Annotated in this window: 14 protein-coding genes and 1 riboswitch; of the genes, 6 read left to right on the plus strand and 8 right to left on the minus strand. The window is 44.0% G+C overall.

Going from position 1 to position 16,913, the window contains the following annotated elements:
* Nucleotides 1-151: 151 nt before the first annotated feature.
* The 7 genes from DW025_RS06840 to DW025_RS06870 form a co-directional block, all read right to left on the minus strand.
* The gene (locus DW025_RS06840; RefSeq protein WP_015534306.1) at nt 152-1,210 is read right to left on the minus strand and encodes a DUF6382 domain-containing protein; all 1,059 of its coding nucleotides are present in this window, start codon (nt 1,208-1,210) and stop codon (nt 152-154) included.
* Nucleotides 1,211-1,262: 52 nt separating this feature from the next.
* Complete coding sequence (gene glmS, locus DW025_RS06845) at nt 1,263-3,086, minus strand: glutamine--fructose-6-phosphate transaminase (isomerizing) (protein WP_118757964.1); 1,824 nt, start codon at nt 3,084-3,086, stop codon at nt 1,263-1,265.
* Between the two features lie 64 nt (nt 3,087-3,150).
* Nucleotides 3,151-3,357, minus strand: coding sequence for a hypothetical protein (locus tag DW025_RS06850; RefSeq protein WP_117549755.1), 207 nt, complete (start codon nt 3,355-3,357; stop codon nt 3,151-3,153).
* A gap of 200 nt (nt 3,358-3,557) precedes the next feature.
* The gene (metG, locus tag DW025_RS06855) at nt 3,558-5,594 is read right to left on the minus strand and encodes a methionine--tRNA ligase (RefSeq protein ID WP_055222442.1); all 2,037 of its coding nucleotides are present in this window, start codon (nt 5,592-5,594) and stop codon (nt 3,558-3,560) included.
* Nucleotides 5,595-5,784: 190 nt separating this feature from the next.
* Nucleotides 5,785-6,174 (minus strand): DUF2752 domain-containing protein, encoded by a 390-nt coding sequence (locus DW025_RS06860; protein WP_015534309.1) that lies wholly within the window; start codon nt 6,172-6,174, stop codon nt 5,785-5,787.
* Nucleotides 6,175-6,200: 26 nt separating this feature from the next.
* The gene (locus DW025_RS15310) at nt 6,201-6,956 is read right to left on the minus strand and encodes a DUF4234 domain-containing protein (RefSeq protein ID WP_117549757.1); all 756 of its coding nucleotides are present in this window, start codon (nt 6,954-6,956) and stop codon (nt 6,201-6,203) included.
* 223 nt (nt 6,957-7,179) lie between these two features.
* Entirely contained in the window at nt 7,180-7,521 is a 342-nt protein-coding gene (locus DW025_RS06870) for a DUF4234 domain-containing protein (RefSeq protein ID WP_117549759.1), read from the minus strand.
* A 342-nt stretch (nt 7,522-7,863) separates the two neighbouring features.
* Between DW025_RS06870 and DW025_RS06875 the strand changes: the two genes are divergently transcribed.
* The 6 genes from DW025_RS06875 to DW025_RS06900 all read left to right on the plus strand — a co-directional run bounded on the left by DW025_RS06875 (nt 7,864) and on the right by DW025_RS06900 (nt 15,335).
* Entirely contained in the window at nt 7,864-8,796 is a 933-nt protein-coding gene (locus DW025_RS06875; protein ID WP_117549762.1) for an ornithine carbamoyltransferase, read from the plus strand.
* Nucleotides 8,797-8,833: 37 nt separating this feature from the next.
* A complete protein-coding gene (gene pyrB, locus DW025_RS06880) occupies nt 8,834-9,763 on the plus strand; it encodes an aspartate carbamoyltransferase (protein ID WP_118017989.1) in 930 nt (309 codons plus the stop codon).
* Nucleotides 9,764-9,774: 11 nt separating this feature from the next.
* Nucleotides 9,775-10,188: an aspartate carbamoyltransferase regulatory subunit gene (locus DW025_RS06885; RefSeq protein ID WP_015534312.1), complete on the plus strand. Its 414-nt coding sequence runs from the start codon at nt 9,775-9,777 to the stop codon at nt 10,186-10,188.
* A 74-nt stretch (nt 10,189-10,262) separates the two neighbouring features.
* The gene (locus tag DW025_RS06890) at nt 10,263-11,564 is read left to right on the plus strand and encodes a UDP-N-acetylglucosamine 1-carboxyvinyltransferase (protein WP_117549764.1); all 1,302 of its coding nucleotides are present in this window, start codon (nt 10,263-10,265) and stop codon (nt 11,562-11,564) included.
* A 207-nt stretch (nt 11,565-11,771) separates the two neighbouring features.
* Nucleotides 11,772-13,892 carry a cadherin-like beta sandwich domain-containing protein gene (locus DW025_RS06895; protein WP_242992637.1) on the plus strand — a complete coding sequence of 707 codons (2,121 nt, stop codon included), beginning with the start codon at nt 11,772-11,774 and terminating at the stop codon, nt 13,890-13,892.
* Nucleotides 13,893-13,916: 24 nt separating this feature from the next.
* Entirely contained in the window at nt 13,917-15,335 is a 1,419-nt protein-coding gene (locus DW025_RS06900) for a cohesin domain-containing protein (RefSeq protein ID WP_118757962.1), read from the plus strand.
* 93 nt (nt 15,336-15,428) lie between these two features.
* Here DW025_RS06900 and metK read toward each other — a convergent pair whose 3' ends face one another.
* Nucleotides 15,429-16,616 (minus strand): methionine adenosyltransferase, encoded by a 1,188-nt coding sequence (gene metK, locus DW025_RS06905; protein ID WP_022217499.1) that lies wholly within the window; start codon nt 16,614-16,616, stop codon nt 15,429-15,431.
* Nucleotides 16,617-16,686: 70 nt separating this feature from the next.
* Nucleotides 16,687-16,816: riboswitch (SAM riboswitch) on the minus strand.
* Nucleotides 16,817-16,913 lie beyond the last annotated feature (97 nt).

Genomic DNA, 16,913 nt, shown 5'->3' on the forward strand with positions numbered 1-16,913 from the left:
AATCTTTGATACTCCCCCTTTTTTCACATTCTATTTATATTACCCCTTTACCCACATGTACTCCGGCGCACCTATGCAAGGGATTTATTATAAAATAAGGAGACTCATTATAATAATAAACAAGTCTCCTTATCCAGTATAATATACTATTTTATTTCTCCTTGAAGGTGAACTCTTCATTCGCAAGCTTGAATCTGATTCCATCTATGAGCATCATATCCGTTCCGCTGCTTATGATCTTGCCACCAAGGTAAGTGTGGTTGGTCGACTTGTTATCTCTCAGATAGTACACGCCGTTGACATTGATAATGTAAGCATGGCGGCGGCTGACTGAATTGTTGTCAGTTACCTGATAGTCAACTCCCTGTGTAGACTTACCGATACAGAATATCGGCTTGTCGATCCTTATTCTCTCGCCTGTTCTAGTTCTTATGATGACAGGGCCGCTCTTGCCACGGTTGTTGGCTGTGAGAACTGTTGTCGAACCGTCATCGTTGTCATCAAATCCAATATCATTTGATGAGAAATCCTTAACTTCCTTTGCAAGCTTGAATGAAGAAGTTGTAACATGAGGAGTCTCAGGGACCTCTACCTTAGCCACATTGACCGGGCTGACTCCCGCTGACTTCATAAGCTCCTGCTCATCCTCAGGATGTGCTATATTGTCATTCTTCAGGTCTGTTATAAACTTATAAAATTCTGACAGATAAAATGTAGGATTGTGATCAAAGTATTTGATAAGCTCATATCCGGCATCGGATGCCTTCTTATTCGCAAACTTCATATTGCCCATAAGATCCCTTATAAACTTCTCCATATTACATCTGTCCATAGGCTTATCTATAGGCAGGAATATGAGCTGAACAGCCATATTCTGGAAGTCTATATACATATATCCCTTGTTCAGTATAACCTTTCCAATGGACAGATCATTCGCCTTGAGATACATGAGCTGATCTGCAATACTGAATATCAGATCAACCAGCTCATCCTTGTGTATCTTCTTCTCAAGGAACTGATTCATGGTAGTCATGGCTGGAATAGAATATGTCAGAGCTCTCTGACCATCTATATATTCCTCATGGCAGAACGCATTATTGCCCACAAACTGAGCATTGTACAGCTCTACCTCATTGTGAAGAACCTCTACATCGTCTTCAATCTTAAAGTACAATTTGTACTCATCACACAAATACATCTTATCACTCATATAAAACCCTCCGATATTTATCGCACGATATCCATGTAAGTCCCGGAGTCAATTATTCTACTGTAACTGACTTTGCCAGATTACGTGGCTTATCTACGTCCAACCCCTTTGCATCGGACGTGTAATACGCTATAAGCTGCAGGATGACAGCAGCCGAAAATACCGTGAACAATCCATCCTGCTTTGGTATGGATATGTGTTTGTCACATACATCTTTATCATTGTACTCTTCATCCATGCTGACAAGAATGACGTATGCGCCTCTTGCCTTAACCTCGCGTATATTGGAAATCATCTTTCCGTATACAGATTCCTGTGTAGCCAAAGCTATGACCGGAACGTTCTCAGTTATGAGTGCTATCGTTCCATGTTTTAACTCCCCTGCCGCATAAGCCTCAGCGTGAACATAAGAAATCTCTTTCAGCTTCAGTGCACCTTCCAGTGACAGTGTATAATCCAGTCCTCTTCCTATGAAGAATGCATCCGGAGCCATCTTTATATAGTTTGCAACTGTCTTTACTTCATCTGCCTGCTTGAGTGTCTCCTCTATCACCGGGATAACGCCCTGAAGCTGTCTGATGAATTTCTTTGCCCTGTCCTCAGAGTATATACCCTTGACATAGCCAAGTCTGCATCCAATGAGATACATTGCAGCCATCTGTACCGAATATGCCTTGGTACTTGCAACTGCGATCTCAGGACCGGCATGTGTATAAAGGACGTAATCGCTCTCTCTGGCGATGGTCGATCCCTTTACATTGACTATGGACAGAACCTTTGATCCACATCTCTTGGCAAGTCTGAGTGCCTCGAGTGTGTCAATAGTCTCTCCTGACTGTGATGTAACTATTACGAGAGTCTTTTCATTTATGAGTGGTTCCTTGTATCTGAATTCTGATGCTATCTCAACATTAACAGGAATCTTTAACTCCTTCTCAATCATGGCCTTGCCGACTATTCCGGCGTGCATAGCTGTTCCGCATGCAACCACTGTGATGTTCTCAAGATTCTTAAACACCTCATCATCGATGCCGTCCTCAGTGAAATCAGGAAGCTCATTCACTATACGAGGAGTTATCGTGTTTCTCAGTGCCTCTGGCTGCTCATAGATCTCCTTCAGCATAAAGTGCGGATATCCACCCTTCTGAGCTGCCGTTATGTCCCATGTTATCTTGAGCATCTCCGGCTCTACCATGTTCCCCTTCATGTCCTCTACTTTGATGCCTGTGCTTGAGAGTGTCAGTATATGATACTCCGGCACAACAAAGTATTCCTTTGAAAATGATATTATCGCTGTGAGGTCTGATGCAATGATCGATCCCTCATCTGTGTATGAAGCGATCATCGGACTTACATTTCTCACTGCGTATATCTTGCCCGGTCTGTCTGCAAACATAATGCAAAGTGCAAATGAACCGGCTATAGCCTTAACAGCCTTTCTGATAGTCTCGATGGGATTGCCATCGTACAGTGTGTCCAGAAGTGCTGCTACTACCTCTGTGTCCGTCTCGGATACCAGCTTATCAGCCAGTCCGTATTCCCTGATAATGTCATTATAATTCTCTATAATGCCATTATGTATAAGTGCAACATCACCGCACTTATGTGGATGTGCATTCACATCCGTAACTCCGCCGTGAGTAGCCCATCTCGTATGGCCTATTCCACAGGTTGATCTGTACACAGGACTGTCGTCGCTGCACATCTCCCTGAGGTCTTCCACTCTGCCGGCTTTCTTCTTGATCGTCAGTGTATCATCATCATTAAGCAGTGCTATTCCCGCACTGTCATATCCCCTGTACTCGAGCTTTGCCAGTCCGTCAATAAGAATGTCCTTGGCTGGTTTCTTTCCTACATATCCTATGATTCCACACATATTAAATTAATCTCCTTTCGGCTTATAACCACGCTGTATACTGATAATATTATAATATGGCGCACTAAAAAAAGGTGAAGCCACCATACATAACAGCTATGGGTGTCCGGTCATGATTCTTTGTTTTGGAGTTACCCCCATATTTGGATATCATGTGCGCATCCAGACTCTGCGTGAAGGCATCCGCCGAATATTCGATAACCTTCAACCTCGTTATCCCTGAAAGCCAAAGCCCAGGGGTCATGGCGCTAAGATTTCTAAATCTTTCCAAAGGCACACTCCTCCTGTCCGTGCACCTAACAAAATTCTATCATGAAACATCTAATAAATCAATGCAGAAAGGCCTCTGCGTATAATCTTTGTAACATAAAATTTACTTCAGCTTTATAAATAAAAACAGGGAAACACCACGGATCCCGGCCGTGTGCCCGGCCTGTGATGCTTCCCTCATTATATCCACTATTTTATATCTCAGCTTATAAAGCATCCACCTGGGAAGTCCTTCTCGGTGGTCAGGAGTGACAGATTACCCTCAGGATCCTCTGCGCACAGAAGCATACCCTCTGATACGACTCCGGCAAGCTTGCATGGCTTGAGGTTTACTATAGCCACAACCTTCTTGCCAACCATATCCTCAGCGGAATATGTACCCTTGATTCCGGACACAATCTGCTTCACATTGTTCTTGCCAAAGCTTACCTGTGAACAGAGAAGCTTTCTGGAGTTTGGAACCTCCTCACAGGAAACGATCTCGCCGATCATGAGCTGCATCTTCTGGAACTCCTCAATGCTTATCTCCTGCTTGTCAACTACATCAGGATTGGCCTTGAGTGCCTGAACCTTTGCCTCTGCGATCTTGATCTTCTTGGTCTCAGCAGAATTCTCCTTCTCTTCCTTCTGCTTCTTGGCCTGCTCGTACATGGACTCCTTCTCCACTGGAGCGAACTCGGCAACCTTAGCCATAACTTCCTTCACGTCAAGACGTGCGAATAGGATCTCAGGCTGCTCTGTTACCTTTGTTCCTGACTTGTACAGACCAAACTTTCCAAGCTCTGTGACCTTTCTCTTCTCGGTATTGAGCTGTGCCATGATCTTCTCAGTTGTCTCAGGCATATATGGCTCAAGGAGTGTTGCACCTATAACGATGCTCTCGACAAGGTTGTACAGAACTGTGTTCAGTCTGTCCTTCTTGTCCTCCTCCTTTGCGAGTGCCCAAGGCATTGTCTCATCTATGTACTTGTTGCATCTCTTGAACAGTGCAAATATCTCTGTGATCGCATCTGCAACCTTGAGCTTATCCATGCACTCTGCAACCTTGTATCTGCAGTCCATAACGACCTTCTTAAGATCCTCATCGACAGGCTCTGTGACGTTGGTATTTGTCACAATGCCACCGAAATACTTGTTTGACATCGATATGGTTCTATTGACCAGATTTCCAAGTGTATTTGCAAGCTCTGAGTTGAGTCTCTCAACCATGAGCTCCCATGAGATAACTCCATCATTCTCAAATGGCATCTCGTGAAGAACAAAGAATCTGACAGCATCCACGCCAAATATATTGACCATATCGTCAGCGTACATTACGTTGCCCTTCGACTTACTCATCTTGCCATCACTCTGGAGGAGCCAAGGATGTCCAAATACCTGCTTTGGAAGCGGAAGTCCGAGTGCCATCAGCATGATAGGCCAGTAAATGGTATGGAATCTCAGGATATCCTTGCCGATCAAGTGAAGATCTGCCGGCCAGTATTTATAAAACTTCTCATCGCTCTTTCCATCTACGTCATATCCAAGTCCAGTTATGTAGTTTGAAAGCGCATCAACCCATACATATACAACATGTTTTGGATCAAAGTCTACCGGAATTCCCCACTTGAATGATGTTCTTGAAACACACAGATCCTGAAGTCCCGGCTTTAAGAAGTTGTTGACCATCTCGTTACGTCTTGACTCAGGCTGTATAAACTCAGGATGCTGCTCTATATGCTTCATGAGCTTGTCCTGATACTTGCTCATCTTGAAGAAGTATGCCTCCTCCTTGGCCTCCTGAACAGGTCTTCCACAGTCCGGGCACTTGCCATCTATGAGCTGTCCATCTGTAAAGAACGACTCACATGGTGTACAGTATTTTCCTACATAATGTCCCTTATATATATCACCCTGATCGTACAGCTTCTTAAATATCTTCTGTACCTGCTTCTCATGGTAATCATCTGTTGTACGGATAAACTTGTCATATGAAGTATTCATGAGATCCCATATTCTCTTGATCTCACCTGATGTCTCATCAACGAATTCCTTTGGGGTCTGCATGTTCTCAAAAGCCTTGTTCTCGATCTTCTGTCCATGCTCATCTGTTCCTGTCATGAATCTTACATCATAACCTGCGAATCTCTTGTACCTTGCAATGCTGTCAGCCAACACGATCTCGTAGGTGTTGCCTATATGAGGTTTACCTGATGCATATGCAATGGCGGTTGTAATATAATACGGTTTTTTTGCCATTTCAAAAACCCTCCCTGAAAAAATACTACAAGCACAAATGAAATGCTTGTGCAACTTTACCGAAAAACTCCTCGGTAATTGTAAATTATATGCCCTTTTATTATTTATTGTCAAGAAGATGGGATATTAAATAAGTCTGTTACGATGGTCATTCTATAACGCTGCCAATAAACTTGTCATCGTCTCTCTCTCAAAAGCGCATCACATTCCTGAGAACGGCAAACATCACCGCCCCGGCAATACATATAAATATAAGTATATTGTCAAATCGCGATAATTTTCTGTTTCCATATCTTACGAATACATAATCGTTTTTTACAATTATGTATGCCAACGCCGGAAGAGCTATAAACATAAATTGATTATAAGCAAATGCCTTTGCAAGATCCAGCCTTACGGCCGCAAGGATAGCCCGTGTTATCCCGCATCCTGGGCATAAAAATCCGGTTATCTTTCTGAATATACATGGTATGGCAAGTCCTGTCACTCTTATGAATATATAATAGAGGATGCCTATCCCCACGAGGATGGCATCCCTTTTAATTATCGCATTTCTTCTTGATTTCTGTATCTGATCCATGCTCTGTATTTCTTTGTCTCCGCCGACTACTGCTGGCTGTTATCACTGCCTGAAGCATCTGCTGATGTGTTAATATTCTGATCTGACTGCTGGCCAAATGTATTCTGGTCTAAACCGGCCTGCTGACCATATCCCTGCTGATTGTATGCATTCTGATCATATCCCTGCTGGCTGTATGGCTGCTGTCCGTATGCCTGCTGATTATATGCGTTCTGATCATATCCCTGCTGGCTGTATGGCTGCTGTCCGTATGCCTGCTGGTTATATGCGTTCTGATCATATCCCTGCTGGCTGTATGGCTGCTGACCATATCCCTGCTGATTGTATGTATTCTGACCATATCCCTGCTGGTTGTATGTATTCTGACCATATCCCTGCTGACCATATGGCTGCTGACTGTAGGTCTGCTGACCATATCCTGTATTCATCTGAGGTATAGCCTCTGCATATTTGTTTGCAGTGTCCTGCATAAGCGCATATGCAATAATTCCAAGTCCAAATACCTGAAGAAGGACGTATAAGATGCCTGAGTTGCTTGATGGTACACCGTTCTTATTCTTTATGATATCAACTTTCTCACCCATCTTATATGCCCAGAACCATCCATAGATGTTACATGTAACGATAGTGAGCAAAAGCGACATTCCACCACTTGTTGCATCTGTCTCTCCTGACTCCTGATTGATATCGTCTGTCAGCACAACAAACCAATACAATCCATATATTCCGCATGTCACAATTGAAAGCAGAATACATATTCCAATATTCCTCTGTTTGATCATAATTGATAATCCTCCTTAAATTTAGATCCTTAATTACATATGTATGACTTGTGTATGACTGCAATTATACTGTTCCTATATAACCACTACATAACTGCAATAAAAATAATAGAATAGCCCCGCAGACACAACTCAGCCTACGGGACTATTTTCTCATACATTTTGTCTGTATGCAACTGCATCTATACATTTTTCAATGTATATTTGTATGCAATTTGATTCATTACGCATTTTTATTGATGGTATCCTGCATAATAGCATATGATACGATTCCAAGTCCGCATAACTGGAGCAGAAGGAAAAGTATGCTTGAGTTTCCTGCTGGCTGACCATTCTTTGTCTTTATGGCATCAATCTTCTCGCCCATCTTGTATGCCCAGAACCATCCATAGATATTACATGTAACGATAGTAAGCAACAATGCTACCCCACCGCTTGTTGCATCTGTCTGTCCAGATTCCTGATTAGCATCATTTGTAAGGCAAACGAACCAATACAGTGCATATATTCCAAATGTAATGATTGAAAATACTATGCACAAAGCAATGTTTCTCTGCTTGATCATAAAATGTCCTCCCTTTGATTTAATTATAAATTTTTTATAAAAATTTTATAAAATAATAAAACCATATATGCACATCTTTGTCAATAAAAATCAAAAAATTAAGCTGTTTTTTGCTTTATTATCTATATTTTTTTTATAATCAGGCATAAATCTTCAAATATTTACATTCATGATTTATGTGATGTCGTAAACTGTTTTACTTTTGAAACCATGTGCTATATAATAAAATTTCAGGCAGACATATATCAACACCCGTATCCTAAATATATTGCCAGGATCCATAGATTATGTTTGTCCGTATTGCAAGTAATTTATAATTATAGAGAAAAGAGGACATTTGTTATGAAAAACATGCTTAACTTCAAGAATTTCACAGCTGGTGAGCTGATGGATATTCTCAATCTGGCACTTGATATGAAGAAGAACCCTGAGAAGTACGCTCATGCTCTTGATGGCAAGAAGCTCTACACTCTTTTTGAGAAAACTTCCACAAGAACATTCCTTTCATTTACAACAGGTATAACTGAGCTCGGCGGTACATATTACAACCAGCTCTGGAAGGATTCCAACTTTACACTCGGTGAGCCTGTATCAGAGATTAAGTATGTATGCAGAAATGTAGATATCATCATGGCTCGTCTTGTAAAGAACGAGACTGTTGAGCTGTTCGGTGACAATGTTACTGTTCCATTTATCAACGGATGTGACAGTTCTTATCATCCATGCCAGATTCTGGCAGATGCCCTCACTATCATAGAGAAGTTTGGCAGCCTCGATGTAAAACTTATGTACATTGGTGCCAAGAACAACGTATTTAACTCACTTGTTGAGTTCTTTGCAAAGATGAAGAAGGGAACTATCTACGGACTCACGCCACTTGTGAACAACACCGTATGCGGCGATGACTTCTTTGAGGCAGCAAAGGCTACAGGTCACTATGTTGAGCTCGATCCTACCATGAGCATGGAGGAGGCCAAGAAGTACGCCAAGGACATGGATATCCTCTACACAGATACATGGGTAGACATGGAGTTCTTCAACAACCCTGCATACAAGCAGCAGAAGGAGGAGACTCTCGCAAAGATGATGCCTTACCAGCTCAACGAGGAGTTCACAGAGGGAAGCAAGGCTATAGTATTCCACGACATGCCTATGCACCAGGGATTTGAGATCTCACAGGGCGTTATCGACAAGAACCTCAACCACATTTTGGATGAGGCTGAGAACAGACGTCACGCTGAGAAGGCTGTTATGTATACACTTCTCAATTCATGATAATATTTACCCGATCATCTAAGGAGGATTATGTCAAATGAGACATTTAATAGACCCGATGGATCTGTCAGTTGAGGAGATCGATCATCTGCTCACTCTGGCGCAGGACATCATCGATAACAAAGAAAAATACAGTGAGGTGTGCAAGGGCAAGAAGCTTGCAACTCTGTTCTTTGAACCAAGCACACGCACAAGACTTAGCTTCGAGGCTGCCATGATGGAACTTGGCGGAAACGTTCTCGGATTTTCATCTGCGAGCTCCTCATCTTCAACAAAAGGTGAGAGTGTGGGCGATACCGTCAAGATCGTCAGCTGTTATGCCGATATTATAGCTATGAGACATTATAAAGAGGGTGCCCCGATGCTGGCTTCCATGAAATCAGATGTTCCTATTATTAATGCTGGTGACGGCGGTCACAATCACCCTACGCAGACATTGGCCGATCTTCTCACAATAAAGAGAGAGAAGGGCAGACTAAACAATATGACCATAGGTTTCTGCGGGGATCTTATGTTTGGTCGTACGGTTCATTCACTTATAAAGGCCATGTCACGATACGAAGGCATAAAATTTATTCTCATATCACCGGATGAATTAAAATTACCTGATTATATAAGAACAGAAGTCATCGAAAAGAATAATATACCATATGAGGAGATCTCTTCTCTTGAGGATGCTATCGGATCTCTGGACGTTCTCTATATGACAAGAGTCCAGAAAGAACGTTTCTTCAACGAGGCGGACTACATAAGACTGAAAGATACCTATATTCTTGACAAGTCAAAGCTGGCTCTCGCTAGGCCTGACCTGTCGATCCTTCACCCGCTTCCTCGTGTAAATGAGATATCTGTTGAGGTGGATGACGATCCGAGAGCATGTTATTTCCGACAAGCACTCAACGGCAAATATGTCCGAATGGCACTCATCATGGACCTTCTCGGACTCGACAAGGATTTTAAGGCATAGGAGGAATGATCATGAATATTGACAGTATTCAGAATGGTATTGTACTTGACCATATAACAGCAGGCAAAGCCCTGCAGATATACAACGATCTTCATCTTGATAAGCTGGATTGCTCCGTTGCTATAATCAAGAATGTTAAAAGCGAGAAGATGGGAAGAAAGGACATTCTTAAGATAGATCAGGATATCGACATAAACCTTGATGTTCTGGGGTATATCGACCCGGATATATCCGTCAACATCATCAAGGACGGCAAGCTCGTTGAAAAACGTAAGATCGAACTGCCTGAGAGACTGGTTGGAATAAAGAAATGTACCAATCCAAGATGCATTACGACCACAGAGCAGGGAATAACCCATATATTCAAACTCACAGACAGAGAAAAGCGAATTTACAGATGTATATACTGTGAAGCAGACAAGTAACTGTTTACTTTTCAGTTTTATGTGCTATAATCTATAAAGTTGCGATAATCCGAGAATTATCTAAGAGGTGAAATATGGAACAGTATGTTATCAAGGGAGGTCGTCCTCTGGAGGGCGAAGTTACCATTGCGGGTGCTAAGAATGCCGCACTTGGAATACTTGCCGCTGCAGTCATGACCGACCAGGAAGTCACAATAGAAAACGTACCGAACGTCAGAGATACAAGAGTCCTTCTTCAGGCCATTCAGGGTATCGGCGCAAGGGTCCGTTACATAGACGAGCACACGGTTGCTATATGTGGTGGAACCATCAATCCGAATACCAATCTCTGTGTCGACGACGAATATATCAGAAAGATCAGAGCATCCTACTATCTGCTCGGCGCACTGCTTGGCAAATATAACCATTCACAGGTCGCTCTTCCAGGCGGATGCGACATCGGAGCCCGTCCGATAGATCTGCACATAAAAGGTTTTGAAGCACTTGGAGCCCACGTTGATATAGCAAACGGTATGATATCCGTTGAGGCTGATGAGCTGATCGGAAGCCACATTTACATGGATGTGATCTCAGTAGGTGCCACCATCAATGTCATGATGGCCGCCGTAATGGCAAACGGCAAGACTACCATAGAGAACGCAGCCAAGGAGCCACATATCGTTGATGTTGCCAATTTCCTCAACAGTATGGGTGCTAACATCAAGGGTGCCGGAACTGATGTCATCCGTATCCGTGGCGTAAAGTCACTTCACGGAACTACATATTCCATCATTCCGGACCAGATCGAGGCAGGAACCTTCATGGTTGCAGCAGCAGCCACCAGAGGCAACGTCCTCATCAAGAACGTAATTCCTAAGCATCTTGAGGCTATAACCTCAAAGCTTACAGATATAGGTGCCACTGTCATCGAGTACGATGATTCAGTGAGAGTAATGTGCAACAAGAGACTCAAGGCTACCAACATCAAGACTCTGCCATATCCGGGATTCCCGACAGATATGCAGCCACAGATGGCGGTTACACTTGCACTGTCCAACGGAACAAGCATCGTCACCGAGAGCATATTTGAGAACAGATTCAAGTATGTCGCAGAGCTTTCAAGAATGGGCGCACACATCAGAGTCGAGGGCAACACCGCTATTCTCGATGGTGTGGAGACATTCACCGGTGCAAATGTTGCAGCACCTGACCTGAGAGCAGGCGCAGCACTTGTAATTGCGGCACTTGTGGCCAACGACTTCTCTACTGTATGTGATATCAAGTATATCCAGAGAGGCTACGAGAAGTTCGACGAAAAGCTTCGCGGACTTGGTGCTCTAATCGAGAAGGTAGAGACGGACAAAGAGATCCAGAAATTCAAGCTCAAAGTAGGTTAATATATACGACATAAGGCGAAAAGCTTTTGCCGGTCAGCACTTGTCTGACCGGCAAAAGCTTTTTTGTTGCAATTTTATTACTTTTTTATAACTTTTTTCACAAAAATGGTGCTCATTTGCAATAATTATGGTAAACTTAGACTGATGTAATTTTGTCATAAATACTATTTTATATATAGATTTGTTTTATGAAAAATGGAGGTTACTATGGATATCAATAATAAACGAACCCGGACTACTATTTCTATCGTAATGCTTATTTGGGCGGTCGTCTGCATCGCGGTGACCGGACTGTATGTGGGAAACAATCACGCAGAAGCCGCGACCACGGGAACTCTCACGTCTGACTACGTGTATTTCCGCAAATCACCAAACGGCACGCCTATAAAATATAACGGCTCGGCCATACTCCTCAGGAAGGGTCAGAAGATGACCGTACTGAGCACTTCCAACAAGACATGGTACAAGGTCAAGCTTACATATAAGAAGAAGCGCTACACCGGTTATGTGTACTCCGCATTTATCAAGGTGACAAGGACAACCTCCAAGAAGGCTCACCTTCGAAAAAATGAAAACTATGTATATTTCCGAAAAACGCCAAACGGCACGCCGCTGAAGTATAACGGATCGCCGATCATGCTCATGGGCGGTCAGAGCATGACCGTACTGAGCACTTCCAACAAGACATGGTACAAGGTCAAGCTTACATATAAGAAGAAGCGCTACACCGGTTATGTATATTCCAAGTTCATCGTGATCGACTCCACTTCAGCCACAACAAAGGCCACGACCAAGGCTACTACGCAGCAGCCTACCACAGCGGCTCAGGCAGCCAAGAGCGGTTATGTGAATGAAGACTATGTATACTTCCGCAAGACGGCAGCGGGTACACCTATAACCTACAACGGAAGCGCGATCATGCTCATGAAGGGACAGGCACTCTCCGTGACTGATACATCCAACAAGTCATGGTACAAGGTCAACCTCACATACAGCAGCAAGAAGTATACAGGATTTATCTCCTCATCGCTCATCACAATGGGAACATACAAGGAACCTGACGGTAACCAGACATCGGATGCAGCATTTGAAAAGCAGTTATCCGCCCAGAACTTCCCTGAGAGCTACAAGGTGCTTCTCAGAAAGCTCCATGCGGAGCATCCAAACTGGATATTCAAGGCGGTACACACCAACCTTAACTGGAACGACGTGGTCAAGAACGAGGTCAACGTACAGGGACGTGTCAACAACCTTGTAAACTGTACATCTTCCAGTCCTAACTACGGCTGGAGATCACAGACCGTTGGATACAACTACAAGACAGACTCCTACTCATCATATGATGGTTCAACATGGTTTGCAGCCTCGGACGATCTTGTAAAGTATTACCTCGATCCGAGAACATATATGTCATCCGCAAGCTCCATGTTCGCATTTGAAAAGCTGTCATACGACTCATCACAGACAAAGTCAGGAGTTGAGGCTATATTATCTGGTTCGTTTATGCACAATGCGCACCCAACCGGTTCGACCACCACATATTCATCCATGATAATCACCGCAGCACAGAAATCCGGCGTCAGCCCTTACCACATTGCTTCACGTATCAAGCAGGAGGTCGGAGGCTCGATAACCTCGGGAACAAACGGTAAGAATGCCACATATCCCGGCATATATAACTTCTACAATATCGGTGCATTTGAGAGTGCATCAGGCAACGCTATAACAAACGGTCTGAGATGGGCTTCATCGGGCACATCGTACAACAGGCCATGGACAACACCTGCCAAATCAATAATCGGCGGTGCGATGTATATCGGAGAGTCCTACATCAACAAGGGTCAGAACACTCTGTATACTCAGAAGTTCAACGTAACCTACACAGACTGCCTGTACTGGCATCAGTACATGGGAAATGTACAGGCCCCTACAACAGAGGCATGGAAGGTATATGATGCCTACAAGTCTTCAGGAGCACTCAACAAAGCCATAACATTTGCCATACCTGTTTACAAGAATATGCCAAGCACAGCAATGAAGATGCCTGCGGCTAATCCGGGCAACCAGAACAACTACCTGAAAACACTCTCTGTAAGCGGCCAGAAGCTGTCACCTACATTTGCAATAAACAGCACTACACAGTACACGGTAAATGTGCGCTCATCTGTATCAAGTGCGACAATAAACGCTTCACCTGTAAGCAGCTACTCCACAGTGAGCGGAACGGGAACAAAAACCCTGAAATCAGGAAAGAATACATTTAAGATAGTATGTAAATCCCAGAGTAAAGCTACACGTACTTACACCATAATAATTAACAGAGGATAAGGAGGACTCGGTGGATAACCGTATATGAATATTATGAGGACTACAAGATTTAGCTTTAGAACGTTTATGACAGAAGTTGCATGTGTGTTGACTATGATGCTTTTCATGCTTCATACCACTTATGCCGCTACAGTCGCATTTAGTGTTGAGGTTCCATCCACCACGGTCGTTGTTGGCGATACCGTGGAGATCAAGGTAAGTATAAACGCAGCCGATCAGGCTTTATCAAGCTACAGCTACAATATCACATATGATTCCACATTGCTCAAGGCTGTGAGCGGCGGCACCGTGGAATCTGAGGGCACCGTAAGCTACTCCCAGGCAAATGTAAAGCCTGGAGATGCAATGACAGCAACATTTACATTTACCGCCATTGCGAGCGGAACTGCCAGCATAGAGACATCAGCAGTTGAGGTCATCTCCGACACAGAAGAGTCGATAGACATGACACCGTCATACAACTCGGTAACCATCAGCGACAAGTCAGCCGCCGCTTCCACCGAAGCAGCTTCATCTACTGTCAGCGATACCGGTTCAGAAGCCGAGCCTGCAACACCTCTTGCATTGATCGACAGCGAGACCAAGCCTGTTGTTACTGAGGATGAGGTAGGAACACTCACAGAGGCAGATCAGAACGCATCCGCACCTGCAGATACCCTTGTAAGCGTTCACTCAAACAACAACACTTATAACATCATTCCAAAGCCTAATTCAGTCTCAGTGCCAACCGGATATCTTCCAGTGAAGATCAACCTGAACGACACGGACATCAGAGCTTATATGAAGGGAAGCAGTTCCAACACCGTTCTCCTCTACGCAGCAACAAACGACGGACACCAGGGCTGGTATTTCTTCAATCCAAATGAAGGAACTTTCCTTGACGCAACGGATCTCATCGAGGAGACGGATTCGCTGTCCAGCTTCATAGACAAGCACAAGTTCGTAATAATGCTCATAGCCATCATAGTTCTTGTGATACTGGTCGTTGTCATCATCATCCTTGCTGTCTCACTCAAGGGTCTCATCGCTGATTACGAGGCTCAGATAGACAAGCTGAAGAAGGACAACGAGGAGAAGGAAAGCACAGCAAATGAAACATCAGAAGCTGCCGAGCCTTCCGCAAAAGCCGCTGAACACGTCAGAATGCCTCACCACGACAATAGCGAGGTGCCCACCATCAACAACAAGGCGCTCTTCCCTGGGGACGACGAGGTTATCCACGAGAGTTACGCAGACTCCGATTACGACAATCAGGTATCTCCTGATGAGGACGATGTCATCCACACTGACGACTATGACGACACTGCATTTGAGGATGTCGCCGATGACAGCGAGCCTATAGATTCAGCATTTGACGTCAAAGAGGATACGGAGAGCAAGATCCAGGCATCCCTCGACGAGATAGATGCGGCACTTGAATCCGCAAAGAAATACAAAGATTAATACTCACGGAATAACGTGATATACAAAAAGCACATGTATCAGTTTCAATCTGATACATGTGCTTTTATATTTGTCTGAATTTTTTTAATCTGCTTATAAGTATGCTTTCAGCACATCCACCTTGTCCAGCTTCTCCCATGGGAGATCAAGATCTGTTCTTCCGAAGTGTCCGTAAGCTGCTGTCTGCTTGTAGATAGGTCTTCTGAGGTCAAGCATCTTGATGATACCTGCTGGTCTTAAGTCAAAGTGCTCTCTAATGATCTCGACAAGCTTCTCATCTGAAAGCTTTCCTGTGCCAAATGTGTCTACCATGATGGATGTAGGTCTTGCAACACCGATAGCGTATGAGAGCTGTATCTCACACTTGTCAGCCAGACCTGCTGCAACTATGTTTTTAGCCACGTAGCGGGCCGCATAAGCCGCTGAACGGTCTACCTTGGTACAATCCTTGCCTGAGAAGGCTCCGCCGCCGTGACGGGCATATCCGCCGTATGTGTCAACGATGATCTTACGTCCTGTGAGACCACTGTCACCATTTGGTCCACCTATTACGAATCTTCCTGTTGGATTGATGAAGAACTTGGTATTCTCATCGATGAGCTCCTGTGGAAGAACCTCGTCGAATATATACTTCTTAACGTCTGCGTGGATCTGCTCCTGGCTGACTTCCTCTCCGTGCTGTGTTGAGAGAACGACTGCATCAAGTCTTACAGGCTTGTCATTCTCATCGTACTCAACTGTTACCTGTGTCTTACCGTCCGGTCTTAAGTATGGGAGTGTTCCGTTCTTTCTTACCTCTGTGAGCTTTCTTGCAAGCTTGTGGGCAAGTGCTATTGGATATGGCATGTACTCAGGTGTCTCATTTGTTGCAAATCCGAACATCATACCCTGATCTCCGGCACCGATCGCCTCGATGTCATCCTCGCTCATGAGGTGCTCCTTTGCCTCGAGTGCCTTGTCAACTCCCATGGCAATATCTGATGACTGCTCGTCTATGGCTGTGATAACGCCGCATGTATCGCAGTCAAATCCGTACTTTGCTCTGTCGTATCCGATCTCTCTGATCGTCTCACGAACGATCTTCTGAATATCCACATAAGCGTTGGTTGTGATCTCTCCCATGACAAGCACAAGACCTGTCGTGATGGATGTCTCACATGCCACACGGCTCATTGGATCCTGCTCCATCAGCGCGTCAAGCACTGCATCTGATATCTGGTCACAGATTTTGTCAGGATGTCCTTCTGTTACTGATTCCGATGTAAATAATCTTCTTTCCATACTACTTCCTTTCCTTTTTGTACATAAGAAAAACCGCTTCGTATGAGCGGTTTGATCGTGTCTGTCAAGCCTCTCATTGTTCGAGCACAGATCTTGTATCACCTACATATCTGCGTCGCTCAGGTCGGCACCTTCCGAATCTGACATCGGGGTTGCCATGGCTTCTTCGTCCCTTCTGACTCCACCATTCTGAATAAGAGCGTTTTTCTAATATCTATAAATGCAACCATTACTCTATATCATTGAGAGTTATTAGTCAACATATTTTTGGGGAAAATGATGCTTAATGAGTTTTTT

It is taken from the genome of Coprococcus sp. AF38-1 (assembly GCF_003603945.1).
In the GTDB taxonomy this organism is placed as follows: Bacteria; Bacillota; Clostridia; order Lachnospirales; family Lachnospiraceae; genus Coprococcus; species Coprococcus aceti.